This window comes from Mesorhizobium sp. (genome assembly GCF_017306585.1).
GTDB lineage: Bacteria > Pseudomonadota > Alphaproteobacteria > Rhizobiales > Rhizobiaceae > Mesorhizobium.
Map to the genome: position 1 here is coordinate 52,890 of NZ_JAFKIC010000112.1, position 22,703 is coordinate 75,592.

General features: G+C 63.2%; 22 protein-coding genes. 10 read left to right on the forward strand and 12 right to left on the reverse strand.

Going from position 1 to position 22,703, the window contains the following annotated elements; translation table 11 throughout:
* Positions 1-55: 55 nt before the first annotated feature.
* Genes J0I79_RS06770 through J0I79_RS06780 form a run of 3 tightly spaced genes read right to left on the reverse strand, consistent with a single transcriptional unit; the run spans position 56 to position 4,060 of the window.
* Positions 56-1,240 carry an ABC transporter substrate-binding protein gene (locus J0I79_RS06770; RefSeq protein ID WP_292855921.1) on the reverse strand — a complete coding sequence of 395 codons (1,185 nt, stop codon included), beginning with the start codon at positions 1,238-1,240 and terminating at the stop codon, positions 56-58.
* Positions 1,241-1,278: 38 nt separating this feature from the next.
* Positions 1,279-2,409 (reverse strand): GTP-binding protein, encoded by a 1,131-nt coding sequence (locus tag J0I79_RS06775; protein ID WP_292855922.1) that lies wholly within the window; start codon positions 2,407-2,409, stop codon positions 1,279-1,281.
* Complete coding sequence (locus J0I79_RS06780) at positions 2,396-4,060, reverse strand: amidohydrolase (protein WP_292855923.1); 1,665 nt, start codon at positions 4,058-4,060, stop codon at positions 2,396-2,398. Before J0I79_RS06780 ends, J0I79_RS06775 begins: the two co-directional genes overlap by 14 nt.
* 229 nt (positions 4,061-4,289) lie before the next feature.
* Between J0I79_RS06780 and J0I79_RS06785 the strand changes: the two genes are divergently transcribed.
* Together J0I79_RS06785 and J0I79_RS06790 are read left to right on the forward strand one after the other, a co-directional pair.
* Positions 4,290-5,066 (forward strand): IclR family transcriptional regulator, encoded by a 777-nt coding sequence (locus J0I79_RS06785; protein WP_292855924.1) that lies wholly within the window; start codon positions 4,290-4,292, stop codon positions 5,064-5,066.
* 124 nt (positions 5,067-5,190) lie between these two features.
* On the forward strand, positions 5,191-6,144 hold the full coding sequence (locus J0I79_RS06790) for a helix-turn-helix domain-containing protein (protein WP_292855926.1): 954 nt from the start codon (positions 5,191-5,193) through the stop codon (positions 6,142-6,144).
* Between the two features lie 35 nt (positions 6,145-6,179).
* On the opposite strand, the gene J0I79_RS06795 is transcribed toward J0I79_RS06790, so the two are convergent.
* Positions 6,180-6,587 carry a DOPA 4,5-dioxygenase family protein gene (locus J0I79_RS06795; RefSeq protein WP_292855928.1) on the reverse strand — a complete coding sequence of 136 codons (408 nt, stop codon included), beginning with the start codon at positions 6,585-6,587 and terminating at the stop codon, positions 6,180-6,182.
* Positions 6,588-7,192: 605 nt separating this feature from the next.
* Here J0I79_RS06795 and J0I79_RS06800 point away from each other — a divergent pair.
* From J0I79_RS06800 to J0I79_RS06810, 3 genes are read left to right on the forward strand one after another with little or no spacing between them, the layout of a single operon-like run.
* A complete protein-coding gene (locus J0I79_RS06800) occupies positions 7,193-7,684 on the forward strand; it encodes a hypothetical protein (RefSeq protein ID WP_292855930.1) in 492 nt (163 codons plus the stop codon).
* A gap of 58 nt (positions 7,685-7,742) precedes the next feature.
* Positions 7,743-8,576 (forward strand): SPFH domain-containing protein, encoded by an 834-nt coding sequence (locus tag J0I79_RS06805; protein WP_292855932.1) that lies wholly within the window; start codon positions 7,743-7,745, stop codon positions 8,574-8,576.
* Positions 8,573-9,109, forward strand: coding sequence for a hypothetical protein (locus J0I79_RS06810; protein WP_292855933.1), 537 nt, complete (start codon positions 8,573-8,575; stop codon positions 9,107-9,109). The genes J0I79_RS06805 and J0I79_RS06810 overlap by 4 nt, the downstream gene beginning before the upstream one ends.
* 60 nt (positions 9,110-9,169) lie before the next feature.
* Here J0I79_RS06810 and greA read toward each other — a convergent pair whose 3' ends face one another.
* Positions 9,170-9,652 (reverse strand): transcription elongation factor GreA, encoded by a 483-nt coding sequence (gene greA, locus J0I79_RS06815; RefSeq protein ID WP_292855935.1) that lies wholly within the window; start codon positions 9,650-9,652, stop codon positions 9,170-9,172.
* A gap of 338 nt (positions 9,653-9,990) precedes the next feature.
* On the opposite strand from greA, the gene J0I79_RS06820 reads away from it, so the two are divergent.
* The gene (locus tag J0I79_RS06820) at positions 9,991-10,938 is read left to right on the forward strand and encodes an ornithine cyclodeaminase family protein (protein ID WP_292855937.1); all 948 of its coding nucleotides are present in this window, start codon (positions 9,991-9,993) and stop codon (positions 10,936-10,938) included.
* 246 nt (positions 10,939-11,184) lie between these two features.
* Here J0I79_RS06820 and J0I79_RS06825 read toward each other — a convergent pair whose 3' ends face one another.
* Entirely contained in the window at positions 11,185-11,850 is a 666-nt protein-coding gene (locus J0I79_RS06825; protein ID WP_292855939.1) for a hypothetical protein, read from the reverse strand.
* A 202-nt stretch (positions 11,851-12,052) separates the two neighbouring features.
* Here J0I79_RS06825 and J0I79_RS06830 point away from each other — a divergent pair, with 202 nt between their 5' ends.
* Positions 12,053-13,651 carry an adenylosuccinate synthetase gene (locus J0I79_RS06830; protein WP_292855941.1) on the forward strand — a complete coding sequence of 533 codons (1,599 nt, stop codon included), beginning with the start codon at positions 12,053-12,055 and terminating at the stop codon, positions 13,649-13,651.
* Positions 13,648-14,334 (forward strand): hypothetical protein, encoded by a 687-nt coding sequence (locus tag J0I79_RS06835; protein WP_292855943.1) that lies wholly within the window; start codon positions 13,648-13,650, stop codon positions 14,332-14,334. Before J0I79_RS06830 ends, J0I79_RS06835 begins: the two co-directional genes overlap by 4 nt.
* Before the next feature lie 10 nt (positions 14,335-14,344).
* On the opposite strand, the gene J0I79_RS06840 is transcribed toward J0I79_RS06835, so the two are convergent.
* The 6 genes from J0I79_RS06840 to J0I79_RS06865 all read right to left on the reverse strand — a co-directional run bounded on the left by J0I79_RS06840 (position 14,345) and on the right by J0I79_RS06865 (position 20,630).
* Entirely contained in the window at positions 14,345-15,766 is a 1,422-nt protein-coding gene (locus J0I79_RS06840; RefSeq protein ID WP_292855944.1) for a hypothetical protein, read from the reverse strand.
* A 58-nt stretch (positions 15,767-15,824) separates the two neighbouring features.
* Positions 15,825-16,406, reverse strand: a complete 582-nt coding sequence (locus J0I79_RS06845; protein ID WP_292855946.1) for a hypothetical protein — start codon at positions 16,404-16,406, stop codon at positions 15,825-15,827.
* A 192-nt stretch (positions 16,407-16,598) separates the two neighbouring features.
* Entirely contained in the window at positions 16,599-16,844 is a 246-nt protein-coding gene (locus tag J0I79_RS06850) for a MoaD/ThiS family protein (protein ID WP_292855947.1), read from the reverse strand.
* A 168-nt stretch (positions 16,845-17,012) separates the two neighbouring features.
* Positions 17,013-19,277 carry a xanthine dehydrogenase family protein molybdopterin-binding subunit gene (locus tag J0I79_RS06855; protein ID WP_292855948.1) on the reverse strand — a complete coding sequence of 755 codons (2,265 nt, stop codon included), beginning with the start codon at positions 19,275-19,277 and terminating at the stop codon, positions 17,013-17,015.
* 16 nt (positions 19,278-19,293) lie between these two features.
* Positions 19,294-19,770 carry a (2Fe-2S)-binding protein gene (locus J0I79_RS06860; RefSeq protein ID WP_292855949.1) on the reverse strand — a complete coding sequence of 159 codons (477 nt, stop codon included), beginning with the start codon at positions 19,768-19,770 and terminating at the stop codon, positions 19,294-19,296.
* Positions 19,770-20,630 carry a xanthine dehydrogenase family protein subunit M gene (locus J0I79_RS06865; RefSeq protein ID WP_292855951.1) on the reverse strand — a complete coding sequence of 287 codons (861 nt, stop codon included), beginning with the start codon at positions 20,628-20,630 and terminating at the stop codon, positions 19,770-19,772. Before J0I79_RS06865 ends, J0I79_RS06860 begins: the two co-directional genes overlap by 1 nt.
* 192 nt (positions 20,631-20,822) lie before the next feature.
* Between J0I79_RS06865 and J0I79_RS06870 the strand changes: the two genes are divergently transcribed.
* Together J0I79_RS06870 and J0I79_RS06875 are read left to right on the forward strand one after the other, a co-directional pair.
* Positions 20,823-21,278 (forward strand): hypothetical protein, encoded by a 456-nt coding sequence (locus J0I79_RS06870; RefSeq protein WP_292855953.1) that lies wholly within the window; start codon positions 20,823-20,825, stop codon positions 21,276-21,278.
* Positions 21,279-21,409: 131 nt separating this feature from the next.
* Positions 21,410-22,558, forward strand: a complete 1,149-nt coding sequence (locus tag J0I79_RS06875; protein WP_292855954.1) for an amidohydrolase — start codon at positions 21,410-21,412, stop codon at positions 22,556-22,558.
* Positions 22,559-22,703 lie beyond the last annotated feature (145 nt).

Below are 22,703 nucleotides of genomic sequence, written 5' to 3' on the forward strand. Positions count from 1 at the left end.
GAACGGGGAGAAAGCGGCCGAACGTGGAGGGGCGGCGCCGACGCCCGGGAGGACCTCACTTGGCCTGCGGCAGCACCACCCAGTCCGGCGTCTCGACCGTCCAGGCGCCCTTTTCCAGCTTCATCACCTTGGTCGCCTGCATCGGCGAATGGGTCTTGGCCTTGCCGAAGACGTAAGCGCTGCCGGCGAGCGGATTGGTGATCGGCTGCATGTCATGCAGCGCCTTGGTCACGCTTTCGCGCGTCACCTCGCCATCGATCGAAGCCACCACTTTCAGGAACAGCTGGGCGGCGAGATAGCCGCCCTGCGAGAAGGCGGTCAGCGGCCGGCCGGCCTTCTGCATGTCGGCCACCCATTGCGCGTTGGCGGCCGAACTCTTCTCGGTGAAGGGCTCCCATTCGGTGCCGACATAGATCGGTTGCTTGGTGTCGGCCAGCGCCGAGGCGACCTGCTCGGTGTAGCCCGGCGCCAGGAACAGCCAGTTGATGCTCGTGATCTTCTGGGCATCGACCGTCTTGATCAACTGCACCACCTGCGGCTCGACCTGGTTGGTCAGCACCGCGTCGCAGCCGGCGTCGCGGGCCTTGATGACATAGGGCGTGAGGTCGCCCTGGAAGGGCAGCGTCAGGTCGATGAGGTGGATCTTCTTGCCAGAGATCTTCTCCCAGTTCTCGATCGCCTTCTTGTAGGCCTCCTGCGTGCCGCCGATGATGATGAAGAAGGCGCACAGCTTCTCGCTCTTCAGCTGGTTGGTGGCGTAGTAGGCCATCGCCGTCGACAGCGTGTAGGGTCCGACATTGACCGGCGCCACATTGGGCGAGGAGAAGCAGGCGGCATCGACGCCGAGGCCCTGCACCGACAGGATTTTCTTGCGGCTGTAGGTGGCGGAATTGACCGCGCAGTCGAGCAGGCTGCCCGAGCCGACCAGCGCCACCGCCTCCTTGTTGTCGATCAGGTCGCGCGCGGCCTGTGCCGCGACCGCCGGGTCCGCCTTGTCGTCGGCGATCGTGTAGTCGATCTTGCAGCCATTGATGCCGCCGGCGGCGTTGACGGCGTCGAAGGCCGCCTTGGTCGCCTTCGGCACCTCGCTGAAATCGGCCGGACCGGTGATGGTCGAGACCGCGCCGACCTTGATGGTTCCGTCCTTGCAGGTCGGGCCGGCGGCGGACGCCGTGCCGGCCATCGCGGCAATACCGATGCCGGCCAAGGCCGCCGTAAGCAGGCTGGATTTCCATTGCATATCAGTCACTCCCCTGTTTTTCCTGATTCATTTTCTGATCATGCCGCGGCGCGCGACGGCGTGCCGGTGCCCACGGCGACGGTGCTTGTGGCGTCGATGGCGGCGAATTTCTTCAGCGTGCGCGCGATCGTCTCCCTGTCGATATCGCGCACGATGAACACCAGCCGCGTGCGCCGATCGGCCGACGGCCAGGCATCGAGCCGCACCGGCGGATGGAAGACGTGCTGCACGCCATGCAGCACCAGCGGCCGCTCCGGCTCGTCGGTGACATGCACCAGGCCTTTCAGCCGCAACAGGTCCTCGCCCTTCAGCGCCGCGACATAGTCGAGCCAGCGCGCGAAGGCGGACCATTCCACCGGCTTGTCGATGACGAAGCTGTAGGACTGGATGCCGTGATGGTGCTGGCCGTGATGCTCGCGGGGGCCATGGTGATGGCCGGCCCCAGGATGATGGTCAGAATGATCGTGCGCGCAATCCGGCCCGCATTCGTGAGCCGAGATGTCGAGCCACGCCGCCATCTCCCGCGCATCGCCCGCCATGGCGGAATGCGTGACATCCATGATGTCGAAATCCGCCTCGCCATTCCTCGCCAGGCTTTGCCGCGCCGCCGGCGCCAGCGTCGCCAGCCGGTGCCGCAATTCGCTGAGGGCTTCGTCCGAAACCAGATCGGTCTTGGTCACCAGCAGCCGGTCGGCGACAGCCACCTGCTTGGCGGCTTCGGCATGGCGGTCGAGCGTGGCGGGACCATTGACCGCGTCGACCGTGGTCACGACCCCGGCGACAAGATAGCGGCCGGCGAGATCAGGCTCGGCCATCAGCGTGTGCAGGATCGGCGCGGGATCGGCGAGCCCGGTCGTCTCGATGACGACATGGGTCAGCCCGGGCAGTTCGCCGGCGCGGCTGCGCAGGTCGAGCGCCTTCAGCGTCGCCACCAGGTCGCCGCGCACGGTGCAGCAGACGCAGCCATTGTCGAGCAGCGTGAACTGTTCCTCGCTGGCCTCGATCAACAGATGGTCGAGCCCGATGGCGCCGAACTCGTTGATGATGACGGCGGCCCCGGCGAGCGAAGGCCGCTTCAGCAGGCGGTTGAGCACCGTGGTCTTGCCCGAGCCAAGGAAGCCGGTGAGGATCGTGACCGGGATGGGGCTAAGAGGATCAGCTCCGCTCATACACCACCCTCCCCTCGAACCAGGTGGTCAGCACCTTGGTGTCCGCGATCTCGTCGGCGGGTGTTTCCAGCACGTTGCGGTCGAGTTTGATGAAGTCGGCCGACTTGCCGATCTCGATCGAGCCGACCGTGTCGGCGAGCCCTATGGCGCGGGCCGAGTTGATGGTGAAGATTTCGAGCGCGGTGGCGACGTCGATCGCCTGCTCCGGCCAGAGTGCTACGCCGGCGAACTCGCCGCTCGGGTTGCGCCGCGTCACCAGCCCTTCGATGCCATTCCACGGATCGGGATTGGGCATGACGGGCCAGTCGGAACCGCCGGCAAGCAGCGCGCCGGCGGCAAGCAAATCCTTGTTCGGCCAGAAGCGCAGTGCACGCGCCTCGCCCATCGTCTGCTTGTGGCCTTCGAGAAAGCTGGTCGGATACCACAGGAAAGGCGACAGATCGGCGGCGACGCCAAGCTCGGCGAAGCGGGCGACGTCATCGGGCGCGATGTAGCTGGCATGGGCGATGTGGTGGATCAGCTTCGTCGGCCCGTTGAAGGACCGCACGACATCGATGGCGTCGAGCGCCTGGCTGACGGCGGCGTCGCCCGCGCAGTGGATTTTCACCCCGAGCCCGAGCTTCTCGCATTTGCCCACCCAGCGGATCAGCTCCGGCACGGTGACGATGGTCGAGCCCCGAAAACAGCAGCCGAGGATCGCGTCGTCGACATAGGGCTCGTGGAAGGCGGCGGTGCGCGCGCCCGGCACGCCGTCGAGGAAGATCTTCACGAAATCCGGCCGCGCATGGGCGCCGCGATAGTTTTCGCGCAGCGCGATCAGCTCGTCGCCGGCAATGCCGGACATGAAGGACGGCTCGACCGCGGGCATAGCCGACACCGACCAGGCGGTGAGTTCGCCGCGATCGTCGAGACCTTTCAGCGCCGCCAGGATCGGCTGCATGGCGGCGGCGTCGAGGAAGGCGGTAACGCCATAGGAATTGAGCGTGGCGATGGAACGCGCCATCGCCGCCCGGTCCATCTCCTCGGTATAGTGGCCCGACCTGGCAATCGTGCTTTCGACGATGCCGGCGGCGGATTCGATCATCATGCCGGTCGGCGCACCGGTGGTGGGGTCGCGGCCGATCGAGCCCTTTTGCGGATCGGGCGTCGCGGCCGACACACCGGCAAGGCGCAAGGCTTCAGAATTGATCCACCTGTTGTGATAGGTGTCGTCGCGCAGCATGACCGGCCGGCCCTGGCTTGCCTTGTCGAGCGCCGCCAGCGCGTCCAGCTTGTTGAGCCTGGGCAGGAGATCGCTGCCCCACTGGCCGCCGATGATCCATGCCCCCTGCGGCGCCCCGGCCGCCGCCTCGGCGACCCGCGCGATCAGCGTCTCTAAGCTCGAGGTCGGCGAAAAGCGCAGCTCGAACAGCTCCGCCTGCCCGCCCATCATCAGATGCGCGTGCACGTCGACGATGCCCGGCATAAGCATGGCGCCGCCGAGATCGACGGTTTTCGTGGCCGAGCCTGTCAGGCTGGAGACCGCATCCGCCTCGCCCACCGCCACGATGCGCCCGCCTTTGACGGCCACCGACGAGGCCCATGGCCGCTTGCGATCCACCGTGTAGATCAGGCCGTTGGTCAGAACCAGGTCGGCACTTCTGTCGGGCATTTTCTCGCTCTCCTCACCGCCGGTTGCGTGCCGAAGGGCAGCCCGGCCATTTCAGGCATTGCGTGCGGCGACCGCCCAGGCGCTGCCGCGAACCGTTATGCCCTTGTTTTTTACGTTCCCATCTCGGTTCATCATATGAACCGATGTTTTGTATGTTATAGCCAGACTGCAAGCCTCACGGCCCACTGTCAAGTTAATTCACACGCTAAGTATTTTTTGGGAGTCCGCGATGACCACGGTCGGCAAGGCGATTTCGCTGCTGGAGCTTTTCACGCTGAAGGAGCCGGAAATCGGCCTCTCCGACATCGCCCGCAAGTCCGGCCTCGACAAGGCCACCGCCCCGCGCCTGCTGGTGGCGCTGTCCGAGCACCGGCTGATCGAGCAGGAGCCGCTGAGCCGCCGCTACCGGCTCGGCGCCGGCCTGTCGCGGCTTGCCCGCATGCGCGACGCGCATCTGCCCTTCGTGCGGCTGGCCGCGCCAATCGCGCGTGAGCTGGCGCAGGAGACCGGCGAGACCGTGCATCTGTCGGAGTTCAGCGCCGGCGCGCTGCTCACCGTTCATGTCGAGCTTTCAGCCCGGGCCAACCGCGTCAGCGTCGATGTCGGCCAGATCCTGCCGCTGCACGGCACGGCGTCTGGCATCGCCTTCCTCGCCTTCTCGCGCCCGGAAAGCGTGGAGGCGCATTTCGGCAAGCCGCTGACCGCCTTCACCGCCCACACCATGACCAGCCGCGAAACGGTGATGCAGGCCGTGCGGCTGGCGGCCTCGCGCGGCTATTCGCGCAGCGCACAGGGCTATGAGGAAGGCGTGCATTCGGTCGCCGCCGCCATTCTGGGCTCGGACGGTTTTCCCGTCGGCACACTGGCTGTCGCCTCGCCGCTGTCGCGCATCGACGACGAGACCGCCGCGCGCCAGGGACTGACCGCGCGCGAGGCCGGGCGCAGGATTTCAGCCGAACTGACCGGCGAACAATGGCACGCGTCGGTGCCGTTGCGGCCAAGATAATTATCATGTTAACTTCTTGACCATTGCGTCGAGGTGCCACCGCGCGCCACAATGCCGGGACTGGACGGACACGAGCCACAATTCCCGCTTCAAGACGGGAAGGCCGTTTGGAGGAGGAAACGAGATGCACGCTGCCGCCCACCATGTCAGCATCGCCGACGGCGAGGCCTTCCTGTCGACCTCGCGCCTCTTGTTCGGCCCGATCACCCAGCGCTTTTCGCGCGGCGCGGTGCCGTCCATCCCGCAACTGGTCTCGGTCAATCTCGGCGCCTGCCGGCTCTCCGAGATCAAGGCCAATTCGCATCTGGTGGTCAACGACCGGCTGTTCTGGCGCAGCTTCGACCCCGACGCGATCAAGATCCTGATGCAGCTTTCCGGCCGCAGCCGCTTCGAGCAGCAGCAGATCGCCGTCGACCTCGGCCCGCAATCGTCCGTTATCTACGACCCGGTGCGCAGCTATTCCCTGCAGAACCTGAGCGATGTCGACCAGTTGATCCTGCAGGTGCCGCGCTCCACATTCGGCGACGACACGCTCGCCCGCCTGTCGGCGCCCTTGCCGCTTCCCGGCCATGACGACAGCCTGACCCACATCGTGTCGGGCCTGATGCAGATGGCGATCGGCGAGGCGCACCGGCTGGACGAGGCGAGCAGCCGGCGCGTCGGCGAAAGCCTGATCCAGCTGGTCAACGGCCTGATCCAAGCCAAGCCGATGGCGCCCGAATTCCGCCGCTCGCCGTTGGAGGCGCTGCGCGAGCGCATCGTCGCCTATATCGACGCCAACCTTGCCCGCAGCAGCCTGTCGGCCGAGGACATAGCCCGCCACATGGGCTGCTCGCGGCGCTACCTCCACCGCGCCTTCGAGGGTGAAGGCGCCACGCTGGAACGCTTCGTCTGGGACCGCCGCCTGGAGCGCAGCAAGGAGGAACTGCTATCCCCCGCCCGCGCCTCGGCCTCCATCTCCGAAATCGCCTTCGCCTGCGGCTTCAACTCCAGCGCCCATTTTTCCCGCGCCTTCAAGAGCAAGTACGATGTCGGGCCGAGGGAACTGCGCGAGCGGTTGCGGGCTGTGGTGCATTAGGCCCAAGCAAGAGCAGGGCCCCGCGCCGGATACCGTTACACCGGCAGCGTCGGCTCGGTGTTAACCTCCAGCGCTTCTTCGGCCTCATCATCGTCCGGGAGCGTGTCGCCGTGCACATCGAGCGGCCGGCCGATCCAGACAGGGTCGACCAGATGGTCGCGCCTGGGATTGCTGGTGTTGGGATGGATGAGGATGCTGAGCCCTTTATGATTCAGCATCAGCCACGGGACGAACGAGCCGAAAATCTCTTTGGCGAAGGAGACCTGGTACATCGCCTGGTCATGCGGGCCGACCTTGCGGTCGTGCCAGTTGCCGAGCCGCACGCGAAAACGCTCGCCGATGCGAAGCCGCAGCCACTCGGCATGCTGCCGCTCGGCCTGCCCGTCGAAATAGATATGGGCATGATAGCTGGCGATCTCGCCAAGCGGCCTGACGTCGTTCATTGCGATGTTCCTTCCAAGGGTCCGTTCGACAGTTCTAGCCGAGATGCCCGCGCTTTGTCTTCAACCGGCGCGGCACCCTTGCGGGCGGGGGACAATCGCGTAGCTTAGCGCTGCCCCCGCTCCGTCTCGGCTTCGCCGAGCCACCTCTCCCCCATTTCATGGGGGCGAGGAAACGCCAATCATCGAGATCGCCACCTTGCCAAGCTTGGGTTCCTCGCCCCCGCAAAGCGGGGGAGAGGTGGCCGCGCAGCGGACGGAGCGGGGGCAGCGCTAACTCTGCGCGATTGCCCAACCCTGACAACGCAGCCAGCCAATTCCGCTGCCGCTCTCGGCAATGTGTATGGCCGACATCTCGGTCTTCCCCTATCAACGACGCAGCTTTTCCAAGGCCCCGGACAGCCCCGTCCGGGGAAGAAACGTATCCGACGCGTTAACTGGGAGGGGTTGGGGGGTAGACAGGCATTGCGGCCGCCATTGATCCGCGAGCAGCGGAGGCGATGGTCATTGGTGCCTGGGGACGCGAGCGCGAGGCGCGCAAGGCGAGCGGCGGCGTCCATCATCCACAATCCGGCAATCAACACCGACCACTGAGCGGGGCTGGTCACATGTCGTTTGTTGTATTCGTTCTCATCTTCGCATTCATCGCCTGGCAGAGGCTGGGCCGGAGCCGGCGCGCGCGAAAATTCGTCCAGCCGGAGGCAGCCCGCCCGCAACCGCCCACTCCGCAACCATCAGCCACGCAACGCTCGGCCACTCAACCCTGGGCATTGTCAGGCGATGCCGGGGCCGAGGACATCGCCGCCGATGTCGCCGGGCTGGTCTCGACCTTCCTCGGCCAGAACAGCCGCGACCTGATCGAGCAGGCCGTCAGCCTCGCCGTCAACGAATCCAGAGAATCCAGGGCCGGCCGCAGGCTAGCCGTGGCGATGGAGCCGATCGAGAAGGCGATTATGGCGAAGAAGACGGCCGTGCCGCCGCGCGAAAAGCGGCGGGCGAAATATCTGCTCGACGGCGACGGCGGCTACCGGCAGCGCACCGATCGCACCGCCCGGCTGCAGCAACAATTCGGCGGCAAGGGTCTCTGCTCGCCGCGCTAACGCATTTCCACATCAACAGGCACCGGGCGCGCGCCCATAGCAACCGAGGAGTGAAAACATGGCAATCACCAGACAGGTCATCACGTCGCTGCAGCGCGACGGCACGGACGCGCTCGGCACCAGGACCGTGGCGATGAAGATCGTCGACGAGAGCATCGTCTCGGGCTCGCTGCTGACGGTGGAAAGCAACCATTTCTGCATCCTGAAGTCGCGCGGCGCCGTGCTCAACGTCTACGAGACCGGCCAGTACGCGCTGCAGACGCCGGACAAGCCGCTGGTCGGCTCGGTCGTGCAGGGCTTCTTCGGCGGCTCCTCGCCCTGGGTCTACGAGGTCATCTACATCAACCGCTCGAAGCTGCTCGTACGCAACGAGGGCGTCGCCACATCGGCCGAAATGGCGGAGATGTCCTATGTCGTCGACTACTACATCCACATCGACAGCAAGGAAGAGGCGCTCGATCTCATCACCCACATGCCGTTCGCGGGCGCGGTGATCGACACCAAGGAGATCGCCGACTATGCCGGGCCGGCGATCGAGCAGGCGATCAACCAGATCATCCAGGTCACCAAGATGGAAAACGTCAACGAACGCATCAGCGACGTGCGCGAGGCGGTGAAGGCTCACCTCACCGATTTCCTCAAGGTTTACGGCATCATGCTGAACGACCTGAAAGTGCTGATCATGCCGCGCGACGAGCGCATGCGCGAACTGATCTCGCTTCAGGCGATCGGCCTTACCCCGATCGAGGCGGTGCGCTATTACCTGGCGCTGCGCATGGCCGACAAGGGCCTGGTCTCCGCTCCCAACGCGGCGGCCGGCGTTCCCTTCTTCATCGGCGGCCAGCCGACCGGCTTCTATCCCTTGGGCGATGAAGTGGGCGCCACCAGATGAGCCGCTTCTACGAGGCCGGGCCGCTCGCCAGGGTCGGGATCAACCTGTTCTACGGCTATGGCTATAATTTCTACCGCCAGGAGAACCAGCTGCGGGCCGACGACCAGCGCGTGCGCCAGATGGCGTGCTCGCTGCTCGGCCGGGCGCGGACCGGCCTCGACGAGGCCGAGGCGAGCTACCGCCGCGAGAACATCGCCCCGCCCACCCGCGCCAACCCTTTCCCGGACGCCGCGATCGTCGCCAACGCCCAGGCGCTCGAACGCCTGGGCCGCGAGGTCGGCGCGCTGGAAGGCCAGATCCGCCACCAGCCGGTGCCGGAAAACGACCGCATGGCCCAGCGGTATCGGCAGGAAGCCGCCACCCTCGCCGCTTTGGCGGAGAAGGACGCGGTGCTGGTCGGCCAGGCGGAGCTTCTGCGCTCGATGCTGGAAGGCGTGGCGGCGGATACAATCCTTGCGGGCAAACGCGAGATCGAAGAGGGAGTTGTGGCGATCACGGCGACGTTGCGGGAGCGGCAGACGTTCTTGCTGTGAGGGACCGGCGAACGGACCGCGGAAATTGCAGCTGCCGGATGATCAGCGCGCAATGCCCGTCTAGGAAATGGATAGAATCTCAAGCTCGCGCGGGCCCAGCTGGACAATGTCGCCAACGCTTTTGCCGATGAGCACGATGGCAACCGGTGAGCCATGCGAGATGGAAGCCTGGGACGGATTGGCCTCATCCTCGCCGACGATGCGGAAGGTCTGGGTGCGGCCATCATCCCGCGCGAAGGTGACGGTGTGTCCGAAGGCGATCGCCTCATTGGACGCCGGCGCCGGCATGAGCTGCGCCGTACGGACGCGCTCGGCATAATAGGTGACATCCCGAACCGGAACCGCCGACTGCCGTCGCCTCTCATTGACATCTTCCAGCACGCTGGCAGCGTCCAGAGCCTGCCGGGCGCGCGCCAGTTCATCCCTCAGCATCTCGAGACCCGTCTCGGTGACGAGGTTGATGCGATCGGAGATGGGGCGAGCCGGCAGGATGGTTTCCGATGCCGCCTCCGCACTTTCCTCCTTGGCAAAGGCTACGCTCAATGGATGGAAACTCCCTGTCGAATGGTGTTGGTCAGGGGATAACCCATGGGCGACGATAAAGCTTCAACAAATTCGGCGGCTGGCTTCGGCGCCACAGGGGCCCACGGCGCCCGCTCCCTTGCCTTCCCCCAGGGAAACAGACGGTCCTCTTTCGGCAATGGCTGCGCCATCTCAGAAGAACTGATAACAAAGTCTGCCGCGATGTCCGGGGCGCGATCGACCTGACCTGAGATCAAGGTGCGGTTCGGCTCTCATGCGCGGCGGCCGTTTGACGATCCACTGGAAATGACTTGATGCACGATCGACCCCCTGTTGCTGAAAGATCGGTTTCTGAAACATTGGCCACCGAAACCCTGCCCTATCTGACATCGACGCTTCTCGACCGGCTGGAGATCTCCACGAAGGACATGGTCGACGAGATCGAGCGCCAGATATCGGGCCAGCGCCGGGGCGAAGTCTGGTGCGCGCCCAAGGCCGTGGTGCTGCCGGGCGACGACCGCTACATCATGGCGACGCTCGGCGTGTCTTCAGAGCCGCCGGTGCTCGCCACCAAGTCGCTGGTCGTCAACCCCGGCAATGCCCAGCGCGGCCTGCCGACGCTGAATTCGCTGATCACCCTGCTCGACGCCGAGACCGGCCTGCCGCTCGCCCTGGTCGACGGCAACTGGGTGACGGAGAAGCGCACGGCGGCCTTGAGCGCCGTCGCCGCCCGGCGCATGGCGCGGCCCGACGCCTCCTCCCTCGCCTTCATCGGCTGCGGGGTGCAAGCGCGTGGACATTTAGAGGCCTTCGCCGACCTCTTCCCCTTGCGCGAAATCCGCGCCTACGGCCGGGGCGCCGCCAACCGCGACGCCCTATGCGACATGGCGCGAGCGCGCGGCCTCGAAGCGATCCCCTGCGAGGAGCCGAGGCAAGCGCTCGAAGGCGCCGACATGGTGGTGACATCGGTGACCCTGGTGCCCAGACCCACCCCCTTCCTCGACGCCACCTGGCTGAAACCAGGCAGCTTCGCCGTGATGACCGACCAGGCCCTGCCCTGGCTGCCCGAAACCATGACCCGCTTCGACCGCATCATCGTGGATGATCTGGAGCAGGAGAAAAACATGGCCAAGCCGATGATCGACCCCGCCATGGCCGCCGGCGATTTGACGGGGCTGGTATGCGGGGATTTTGCGGGAAGGCAAAGCGCGCAGGAGACGACGGCGTTCGTGTTCCGGGGGCTGGCTGTGGGGGACTTGGCGGTGGCGGGGTTGGTGTATGGGAGGACGAAGGGGGTTGGGGTGTAGGCAAGGTCGGGAAGGGGGAACTGCTGCGCTCGATGCAGGAAGACGCCGTGATGCGATCCTGGCCGGCAAGCGCGAGATCGAGGCGGGGATTGGCGCGATCACGGCGGCGACGTTGCGGGAGAGGCAGACGTTTTTTGTGTGAGGAATTGCGGCTATACGCCTTCAGTTCGCCGCTGGTATGCTCTTGCTGCGCTCTTCATCGTCGCGCCGTCGCTTGGCGTTCGTAAAGTGAACCCGCACTGGCTGTTAATCTAGCTTTAGCCGCTCCCATTCGGCGATTGTTGAAATGTAATTTTCCCAAAACACCATCCCTTCATCTCCCTTCAATGGAGTTGTTTGCGGTGAGAAAAAATTTCGCCGAAGGATGTCGATGACGCGCATGTCATTTGGATCGTATTCGGTCAAGGCTTGCTGCATGGCCCACAATCCTAACCTACCACCTTCTTCGGGGAGTGCGGGGGCTTCGCTGAAATAGGGGTAGACGACACGTGTATACTCACCTCTAACTCGAGCATGCAGGGCATCACGTATACGAACGACACCCCTTATAGCTCCAAATTCTAGATTTCCATGCACGCTCATTGGCACTATTTGAACAGGTTCGTTTGACCAGCGTAGCTTGGCGCTAAGCAAGTCGATTACTCCGTCTTTCAGGAGTGGGTATAGTCGCGCAAAATTCCTGTTTGATCGTATGCGGCCGTCCGTCATCTCGGAAAGGTCGCCGTCACCGGCAATATGCGTTTTTACATCGGACCAAAAAGGTAGATAGAAGTCGCCGCCGCGGCTTCTGCTGCCACCTTTTTCCTTTCTACGATCGAGCCGAATATCATCCCTTAAAATTGAACGTCGCAGCGGCTGCGGCGCATAAAATAATTGCAGGATTTTGCGCAGCGGGATGTCTAGAACTGACATACGTACCCCCCTTTTATAAGCCCGAAAATGGCTTTCCCGCCACTTTCATGTCTAGACAGTAAAACGTCAACATGACACGTTCTGAGTCAGCCGAGTCTTTTGCGAGCCTCAATTGATGACAAGTTACAATCGCGATATTTTTTTGCTATTTATTCCTATCTGAGGGACGATTTAGCTACGCGAATTTGGGGGGTTGATATTTATGCGTGTGCTATTGGCATTGTCCGGGCCGGTTGGCGTCGGGAAGTCAAGATTTTGCGAGATTATCACAGAACGCTTTGGGGCTGATTGCCTCTCGACACGCGATCTTCTAATCGCCACTGGGGCCAAGAGCGAGCGGGAGGACCTCCAAGCAGCCGGCGAACGCTTGGATTTGGAAACCGACGGCAAATGGGTGGCTGACGCACTGGCGACCCGCCTTTCGGATGACGGTCCCTGCGTCAGCATCATCGACGCGATTCGCATCAAGAAACAGATCGACCATATCAGGCGGACTTTCGGTGATCGATTCCGTGTCTGGCACGTGTTCATAGATGCGTCCGACGCGGTTCTTGAGGAACGCTACGCTAAACGCCAAAAGAAGATTGCAGAATTTGCCACCTATGCAGAACTCAAAACGAGTTCGACAGAGGCGCGTATTCGTCTTCTTAAAGGGGTGGCGGATCGCGTAGTCGACTCATCTCGTTGCGAAGCAGCCTCGGTCGTGGCGCAGGCGGTGGCGGGCCTAGGTCTCTACCCCCTTCAGCCTGAGCCGCTCGTGGACGTGGTGGTTGGTGGCCAATACGGCAGCGAAGGCAAAGGGCATGTGTGCGCATATCTCGCGCGTGGCTATGAACTGCTCATTCGAGTTGGTGGCCCCAACGCCGGTCACAAAGTTAAACATCCTGAGTACACATACGTTCAGCTGCCTTCTGGCAGCCAATCCAATCCGAACGCCGGCATACTGATAGGCGCGGGTGCCACGATTTCCCTGCCTGTAATTACCAAGGAAATCAAAGACCTCAAGCTTGACCCGAATCGACTATCAATCGACCAGCGGGCGGTAATTATTGAGCCGAGCGACGTCGAGTACGAAGAGCGATCGATGGACGCGATCGGCTCTACCAAAAAGGGAGTTGGCGTTGCCACGGCGCGTAAGATTCTCGGGCGCGACAAGGAAACGCATCTCGGTGCAAAGGTGCGTCTTGCACGCGACATTCCCGAGCTCAAACGTTTCGTCGTTGATGGTAGTGAGGTGCTGGAGCGCGCCTATGCGAAGGGGAAACGTATTTGCCTTGAGGGAACGCAGGGCACTGACCTTAGCCTGCATCATGCGAATTATCCTTACGTTACTTCGAGAGAGACGACGGCGTCGGGATGTTTGGCCGACGCCGGCATTGCGCCGGGCCGGGTCCGCCGAGTTATCATGGTGACTAGAACCTATCCGATAAGGGTGGGCGGGACGTCTGGCGATATGGCTCGTCCAATCGAAGCGCAGGTAATTGCGGATCGCTCAGGCCTCCCGGTCGACAAAATTCAAAAAACTGAGGTCGGAACGGTGTCTGGCAAGAAGCGTAGAATCGCTGAGTTCGACTGGGAGCAGGTCCGCCGCTCAGCAGTCATAAACGGGGCGACGGACATTGCGCTGTCTTTTTCGGACTACATCAGCGATGTGAACCAGCGAGCTAGGAGCTACGAGCAGCTCACGGTTGAGACACGCGACTTCATCGAGCGCGTTGAGCGGGTGGCCAACGCGCCCGTCTCGCTGGTCTCGACTCGCTTCGAAGCTCGGGGAATCATTGATCGGAGAAATTGGAAATGACGGTTGACGAACTCGTCGCCCTCCACCCCCGTCTTTGGCACATGGCTGCAGACGAAAGTTGGCCCTCAATTCAACAATATGGACTTCTTAGCACATCGTCGCTGCTTAATCTCTATGGCTATAATGGGCCGGCGCGCTCGGCGATTGAGAGTATCAAACGTCCAGAATCGGTAAAGATCGAAGCTCCCGGACTGCCAGGGGCTATCGTTCGTGATCAGAAGCCGATGTCAGACAAGGCACTCAATAAGTGCCTTCAAGACGGACTGACACCAACCGAGTGGTATCAATCATTGAATGAGAAGGTGTTTTTCTGGTTGACCCGCTCTCGCCTCCAGACATTGCTTGGGGCCTACGCGCATACACCGCAGATTGTGCTGACACTCGATACTGCCACACTAGTGGAGGCACACGCCGAGAATATTCTGCTCTGCCCGATCAATAGTGGATCCACGATCATGAATCCCGCTCCGCGAGGGGCGAACTCATTTCTACCAATCGAAGATTTCCCGTTCGAAGCCTGGAGACTGAAACGCGGCAACAGGCGCAAGGCTGTCGTCGAGCTCGTGGTGGCAGGAGGCGTCTCAGATGCTGCGGAGCATGTACTTGCAGTCCACCGGGTCGCGGACGGGGTAGTGGCCGAGTTGTGGCGTCGGCCAGGTGACGTTGGAGACGTAGGGCCTTAGTCTAGGGTCGTCAACTCACTACGATACGCGCTGGGCGCCCAGCCTTGCGGACAACATCTGCGATGTGACTAGTGAGGCCAACATTGCCTACCAGCTTTAGTCCAGTCGTCTCAGGCAAAGTGCGAAGCCTGAGCCTTAGCTTTTCGAGACCGTCGGCAACATCAAAGCGAACCCAGTCGTCCGGCTCACCCGGCACCAGGATTTTCGGTGTGCTGTGAGTCGCTCCGAGATGCAGTTGAACGATCCAGACCTTCTCGCCGTCGTGGACCCACTCGAATCGTACAGGCCCAAGTGCAGAACTGAGTCGATGATGGGCGGCCCGAACATCGGCCATGATCGGCGCGGGTAGTAGTTCTGGAGGGCTCACGCCAAGCATGAGCAGATCGCCTTCGCCTTCCCGCCCCTCGATAACAAGAGTGGCGTCTCTCGCTACGATCGCCGCACCTGAAAATTTTGCAGGCACGGCAGCTTGGCACAGTACTGATGAAATAGCGCCGCCGCTGGGATCCTCTTGCGCGAGTAGTGAGAATGGATCAGTCCATCCTTTAACCGTTGTATAAAGCCCTGGCTCGGGTTCATGAGGGCAAGTGCGAGTCCATATTTCCTTGCTGTTGGTAGGTGAGCCAAATGTGAATGGCGAGACGCGTCTTGGTATAACGGTAGTTCTTGGCGTTGGGAGGCCAATAGTGTGCGACATCAACAAGCCAAATGCCTTGTCGCCGATATGACGGCTGAAATTGTTAGGCCAAGTCAGCCCGGGTCGGTGGTTTTCGAGGCCGATGGCTTCGTGCTCCCAGAGCAATGTATGCGTCTGACGCCACCCGCGAGGTTTAGGATGGACACTGAACTCAAGCCGGACGCCATCTGTAGAGCCAAGATCGGGCCTGAAGCCATAGACAGTTTCAAGGATCGACATCCCCCAGGCGATTGGCAACGAGGCGACACCGTCCTTTTCGACGCAGCGCGGTGTGTCGTCAGGGGCGAACTCAATGACGCCACCCTGAGCAACGCCAGAGACGCCTCCGTCGCGTACATCTACAGTTTCGTTGGCGATTACGAACAACCCGCTTTCCAGCAAGCGATGGAGCGCACTAACCGCTTCTTCCAGATTCTTGATGCCGTAGACGAACTCGCGGCTACGCGGGTCGCTGGGGCTGAAACTGCGAAGGTTAATCGATCCGTCGGGGCTGAGGCGAAGTAAGGTCTCTAGCGCCATCCGCTCGGAAAGAAATGGGTCGTTAGGAGTGTGTCCTGCAACGCGGCTAAATTCTTGACGCCCTCGTCCATCCTCAGGAGAGAAGCTAACAAACTGAGCGACATTGCCAGTCTCTGCCAAGCGGTCTAGCGAACGATCCTTGCGAATTGGGCTATTGCTGCCGACAACGTCTAACGACGATGTTGGCCTGCTAGCTACTGGGAGGCAAGATTGCATTTCATAAGCCTTAGGCTCGATTGTGATATTGTCAGTGTTAATCGATCGAGGATGCAACCTACGCAACTCGCGCTGACCGGGTGCCGGCACTATGTCCGGATCTGGGTCGCAACTCGTTAAAGCGCTTCAGGAATGCAGCGCGCGCCGTTCCAGGTGATAGATGTCGCACCGTTACCGGGGCAGGAACGATCCCTTCTTCTGCCGCCCACAGCGACGTCTCCGGCGGCATGATCTGCGCTTGTTCTGCCGCCAGTACACTCAGGTCTGCTCGCTTGATCTCTTTTGGCAAGGGCGTTGGCACATCGAAACGCTGGAATATTGCAGCTTCCACCATAGCCTCGATCTGCTTAAAATCCGGCAGAAGTTGCTTGAGGGGCCTAGTCACATCGCCAATAAAAGCTTCGGCAGCATCGTGCATAAGCGCGCTATACTCATAGCCGTGAGCTACTTCGCTAACTAACAAGCTATGCTCAGCAACTGAATAAAATGCTGAACACTGACCTGCGTAGCGGCAAATGTGCGACAGTCCATAAGCGATATCCTCAATGACAAATTCGCTATTCGCCGGATCAAGAAAATCAAACCATGCACCACTGTGAAGCATCATCCTTGGGCCAACGGCGAAGTTTACAGCGATCATCCTAGTACCTCCGGATAGCTGCAGATATCCAAACATCGAACTACGGCCCTTGCGCAAGGCTTGAAATAGGTTCTCCACCCCTCGTGCACAAATTGCTAGTGCGACGGACCCCTTAAGAGGTGCTTCACCCACTTCTGGCCTGACCCTGAGCCTACGGCCGATATCTGAGCACAGATTATCGCGCCGCCCCCCTCATCCCCCCGCCAGCCTCGGCAGCAAAAACACCTCCGCCCCCTCCGGCAGCTTCTTCCCCCACGTATCCCGGTAAATCACCCCATCGATCGCCACGGCAATGCCGCGATCAATCCACGGCTCGAACCCGGGATACTGTTCAGCCAGTTTCCTGAACAGCTCCCTGATATCTTTCGCCTCGACCTCGACCTTGCTCTTGCCCCCGGCAAGCTGGCTGAGCGCGCCCCAGAGCGTGACCTCCACCATGGCGCTACGGTGCGCTGATATTCAGGTGAGGCCGGCCTGCAAATGGCAGGTTCCTGCGCTTCCGGTGCTCACGTACTTCAAGTACGCTCCGCTCCGGTTCTCGGAACCCGCCACTTTCGGCTCGCCCTGACCTGAATCTCAACACACCTTATCCCTGGCTTTCGTCCCCTACCCTTCCCGTTCCGCCTCGATCGCCGCCAGAATCCTCGGCGGCGACATCGGGATGTGCGTCATGCGCACGCCGGCGGCGTTCGACACCGCGTTGGCGATGGCCGCCAGCGGCGGGACGATCGAGGTTTCGCCGACGCCGCGCACGCCGTAGGGGTGGTTCGGGTTGGGGATTTCCAGGATCTGCGTGTCGATCATCGGCAGGTCGGAGCAGACCGGGATGCGGTAGTCGAGGAAGCCGGCGTTCTGCAGGCGGCCGTCCTTGCCGTAAATATACTCCTCGTTGAGCGCCCAGCCTATGCCTTGCGCCGCGCCGCCCTGGTACTGGCCCTCGACATAGGTCGGGTGCACGGCCTTGCCGGCATCCTGCACCACCGTGTAGCGGATGACGCGCGTAGCGCCCGTCTCGGGGTCCACCTCGACGTCGCAGATATGGGTGGCGAAGGAGACGCCGGCGCCGTCGGCGACGAGCTCGCTGTGGCCGGCGATCGGGCCGCCGGTCTTGCCCGACTGCGCGGCGATCTCCTTCAGCGAGAGCTTGCCGAGATTGCCGTAATTGTCGCCCTTGGCCACCGCGTGGCCCTGCTCCCAGATCACGTCTTCCACCGGAATGTCCCACATCTGCGCGGCGCGGTCGCGCAGGATCTTTATCGCGTTGCGGGCGGCCGAGATGGTGGCCATGGAGGAGGAGAAGGTGCCCCGGCTGCCGTCGGTCATGTCGTTATAGCCGAGGGAAGCCGTGTCGGCGACGATGGCCTTCAGCTGGCTGTAGTCGATGCCAAGCTCTTCCGCCGCCACCAGCGACAGCGAGGCGCGCGAGCCGCCGACATCGACGGTGCCGACGGCGAGCGACACCGAGCCGTCCATGCCGATGTTTAGGTCGACGCAGGTCTGGCCGCCGAAATTGAACCAGAAGCCACAGGCCATGCCCCTGCCCTGGTTTTGCTTCAGCGGCGCCTTCATGTGCGGATGGTTCTTCACCGCCTCCAGCGTCGGGCCGATGCCGATCGGGCCGTAGACCGGGCCGTAGGAGGAGCGCGTGCCTTCCTGCGCGGCGTTTTTGATGCGGAAGTCGACCGGGTCGATGCCGATCTCCTTGGCGAGCTCGTCGACGGCGCTTTCCACCGCGAAGGCCGCCATCGGCGCGGACGGCGCGCGATAGGCGGCCGTCTTCGGCCGGTTGACCAGCACCTCGTAGCCCACGGTCCTGACATTATCGAGCTTGTAGCAGGCAAACGCCGTCATAGCGCCGATCTCGGCCCAGCTGCCGGCATAGGGGCCGCTTGAGTAGCGCAGCGTCGCTTCGGCGGCCGTGATCGTGCCGTCCTTGCGCGCGCCGATCCGGACGTCGATCGAGGTGGCGCTGGTCGGGCCAGAGGCGCGGAACACCTCGTCGCGCGTCATCACCAGCTTCACCGGCCGCCCGGCCTTGCGCGACAGGGCCAGCGCCACCGGCTCGGCCCAGACATGGGTCTTGCCGCCGAAGCCGCCGCCGATCTCCGAGGAGGTGACGCGCAGCTTCGAGGCTTCGAGCCCGAGCAGTTGCGCGCAATGCTGGCGGTAGACGAAATGGCCCTGCGTACACACCCACAGCTCCGCCGTGCCGTCGAGATTGACACTCGCCACGCAGGCATGCGGCTCGATATAGCCCTGATGCGTCTGCTCGGTCCTGAACGAGCGCTCGACGATGAAGTCGGCGGCGCCGAAGCCGGCATGCACGTCGCCATGGCCGAACTGGCTGCGCTTGGTGACGTTGGAGGGTTTTGCCGGCTTCTCCTCCAGCCCCTCGGTGAAGATGGTGTCGTTGATCAGCGGCGCGTGGTGCCGCATCGCCTCGTCGACATCGGTGACATGCGGCAGCACCTCATAGTCGATCTCGATCAGCTTCAGCGCCTGCCTGGCGGTGCGCGCGTCGATCGCCGCGACCGCGGCCACCGCATGGCCGTCATAGAGCGCCTTGGCGCGCGCCATGCAGTTGTCGAGAATGTCGTACATGGCGGCGTCGCCATCGGTGAGGTCGGGCAGATCGGCCGCCGTGATCACCGCCTTCACGCCTTGCAGCTTCTCGGCTTTGGACGTGTCGATCTTGCGGATCTTCGCGTGGGCATGCGGGCTGCGCAGCACGCGGCCCACCAGCTGGCCGGCCATGTTGAAGTCGGCGCCATAGCGGGCGCGGCCGGTTACCTTGTCGATGCCGTCGGGCCGGATGGGGCGCGTGCCGACGGAGGCGAAGTTGCGGTTGGCGTAGCGCGGATCGAAATTCATGGTCACGCTCCCTTCATCACGCTTGTTTCATCACATGGGCGGCGTCCTGGACGGCGCGCACGATCTTGTCGTAGCCGGTGCAGCGGCACAGATTACCGGCCAGCCCAAAGCGGATTTCCTCCTCGCTCGGGTCAGGGTTCTTGGCCAGCAGGTCCTTGGCGGCGATCAGGAAGCCGGGCGTGCAGATGCCGCATTGGAGCGCGGCGTGCTCCAGGAACTTCTGCTGCAGCGGGTGCAGCGTCTCGCCATGCGCCATGCCCTCGACGGTCTCGATGCGGCGGCCTTGCGCCTCCGCGCCCAATACCAGGCAGGAGCAGACCAGCCGGTCGTCGAGGATGATCGAGCAGGCGCCGCAGTCGCCCGTGCCGCAGCCTTCCTTGGCGCCGGTAAGCCCCAGACGGTCGCGCAGCACGTCGAGCAACGGCTCGTCGGGCTGGCAGAGATACTCGACCGCGTCGCCGTTGATCGTGGTTGAAACCGCTATGCCAGCCATTATTTGCCTCCCGCGCGTGCGTAGGCGGTCGTTGCGGCGCGTCCCGCCAGCACGCCCGCGACCTTGCGCCTGAATTCGATTGTGCCTCTCTTGTCGTCGATGGGCCGGCAGGCACCGGAGCACACCTTTGCCAGCCGTTCGAGCGCCGCATCGTCGAGCTTGCGGCCTATCAGCGCCTCGGCGGCCTCCTCCACCAGAAGCACGGTGGGGGCGGCCGCGCCCAGCGCCACGCGGGCGGCCTTGATCACGCCGGCCTCATCCAGCGTCAGGTTCACGCCCGCGCTCACCACGGCGATGTCCATTTCGGTGCGCGGAATGAACCGCAGATACGCGTCGCCCGAACGGGCCGCCCGCTTGGAAAGCAGGATCGCCTCGATGATCTCGCCCTTGGCGAGCGAGGTCTTGCCCGGCCCGGTCGGCACGGCTTCCACCGCGATGGTGCGGCTGCCCGAAGGCCCGGCCACCACGGCGCGCGCGCCCGCCGCCACCAGCGCCGGCACGCTGTCGGCCGCCGGCGAGGCGTTGCAGAGATTGCCTGTGATGGTGCAGCGCCCCTGCACCTGCTTGGAGCCGATCAGCTTCGCCGCTTCGACCACGCCAGGCCATGCCTTTTTCAGCACGGCGTTCTCGCCCAGCACCGCGCAGGGCACCGCCGCCCCGATGCTGAAGCCTTCGGCCGTTTCGCGGATATCGCTGAAGCCCGGAATTCCCTTGATGTCGACGATCAGCTCAGGCTCGACGAAACCGCCCTTCATCCTCACCAGCAGGTCGCTGCCCCCCGCCAGGATGGCCGCCGGGCCGGCCGACCCGGCCAATTGGCCCACGGCATCCTCGATTGAAAGCGGACGTATGTAACGCATCGTCTCCCCTTTAGGTCATCGCGATTTCGCCGACCGTTATAAACTGTCTCCTCATAATGACCATCCGCTTCCTGGCCCGACAAGATTGGGCCAGGTGCCACCGAGCGGCGTGCACCCGAGCGGCGTTGGCGCATTCATGCTTGACCGCGCCACGCCGTCCGGCAATCCTGTCCGCCAAAGGAGGAGGTTTCCATGCGACGTTTCCTGCTTGTGTTTTGCGCCCTGCTGCTGGCCGCGCCGGCTGGTGCGGCGAGCCTCTATTACGGCGCCAGGGTCGGAATGAAGCTCACCATCGTCAAGAAAACGGGCATCGGCTCGGAACACGCCAGCATTTTGGCCAAACACGACCGGCACGATGCAACCATCTACTGCCGCGAGTACGGCCATGATTTCACGAAGAAATGCATCGACGACGAGATGAAGGCGCCGCTCAACTTCGAGATAACAGCCAATTGCAAGACCGGCGAATTCACCACCTTCTATGGCGCCAAGATGCTGTTTCAGGGCCGCAACAAGGGCACCGAGGTGACGGTGGATTACCTCATCAAGGCGGTGGCAGAGAACGTGCTGCTCGATGGCTCCGGCGCTTCGGGCTACGACTATACGATCGACCAGTTCAAGGCGCTCTGCCCCAACCGCGTGAAGTAGACCGGCAGCCGCCATTCCTGGCCCGCCAAAGCCCGGCGCTTGGCGTGTGGCGGCGGATGCCGTTTGCCGCTACTCCTCGGGGCATGCGCACGCGCAGGCGTGTCGTGAGGAGTAAGCGGAGGCGAACAAGCATGACCCTGACCAACCGCGACATTGTCGAGCTCACCGAATGGCGGCGCCAGCTGCACCGCCAGCCGGAAATCTCCAACGAGGAGGAGAAGACGGCGCAAGCGGTCGTCGCCTTCCTAGCCGACACCGCGCCCGACAAGGTGCTGACCGGCCTGGGCGGCCATGGCGTCGCGGCGGTCTATGACAGCGGCAAGGCGGGACCGACCCTCCTGTTCCGCTCCGAACTCGACGCCCTGCCCATCGAGGAACTGTCCGGCGTGGCGCATTCCTCCGAAGTGCCGGGCAAGTCGCATATGTGCGGCCATGACGGGCACACCGCCATCATCGCCTCGCTCGGTCGCCAGTTCGGCCGCGAGCGCCCGGCCAGCGGCCGCGTCGTGCTGATGTTCCAGCCCGCCGAGGAAACCGGCAATGGCGCCGCCGGCGTGGTGGCCGATCCGCGCTATGGCGAGATCGCGCCCGATTTCGCCTTCTCGCTGCACAACCTGCCCGGCGTGCCGTTCGGCGAGGTGCGCGTGAAACCGGGCGTGGTCAACTGCGCCTCGCGCGGCATGCGCATCGTGCTGGAAGGCAAGACCGCGCATTCCTCCATGCCCGAAACCGGAATTTCGCCGATGAAGGCGATTTCCGAACTGATGCCGGCGCTGCCGGCACTCGGCCGCGCCACCTTCGCCGACGACGATTTCGCCATGGTCACCGTTACCCACGCCGCCATGGGCGAAGCCGTGTTCGGCATCGCGCCCGCCCACGCCGAGGTCTGGGCGACGCTGCGCACCCGCCGCGACGAGAACATGGCCGATCTCTGCGCCGCCGCCGAGGCGCTGGTCGGCGAGATCGCCGCCCGCCACCGCCTTTCCACCCGCTGGGACTATCACGAGATCTTCGTCGCCAGCGTCAACGCGCCGGATGCCGTCGAGCATCTGCAACGCGCCCTCAACGAAGAAGGCGTCACCCATGGCGAGGAAGCCCTGCCGATGCGCGCCTCGGAAGATTTCGGCCTGTTCGGCCACAGCGCGAAATCCGCCATGTTCTTCCTCGGCGCCGGCGAGAGCTATCCGGCGCTGCACAACCCGGATTATGATTTTCCCGATGACCTGATCCCGATCGGGTCGAGGATTTTCATGCGGACGGCGCGGAATCTGCTGGGGTGAACGTCTAACTCGGTATTGCTCGACACCGGGGAACCAAAAAAGCGCACCCGGCGCGATACGGTATGCGCAATTGCTTGTCGCAACTTTCACCTTTTACATCAGCGTTCTTCGCCATCCACACCAACTTGAAGCACATCTGCGGATT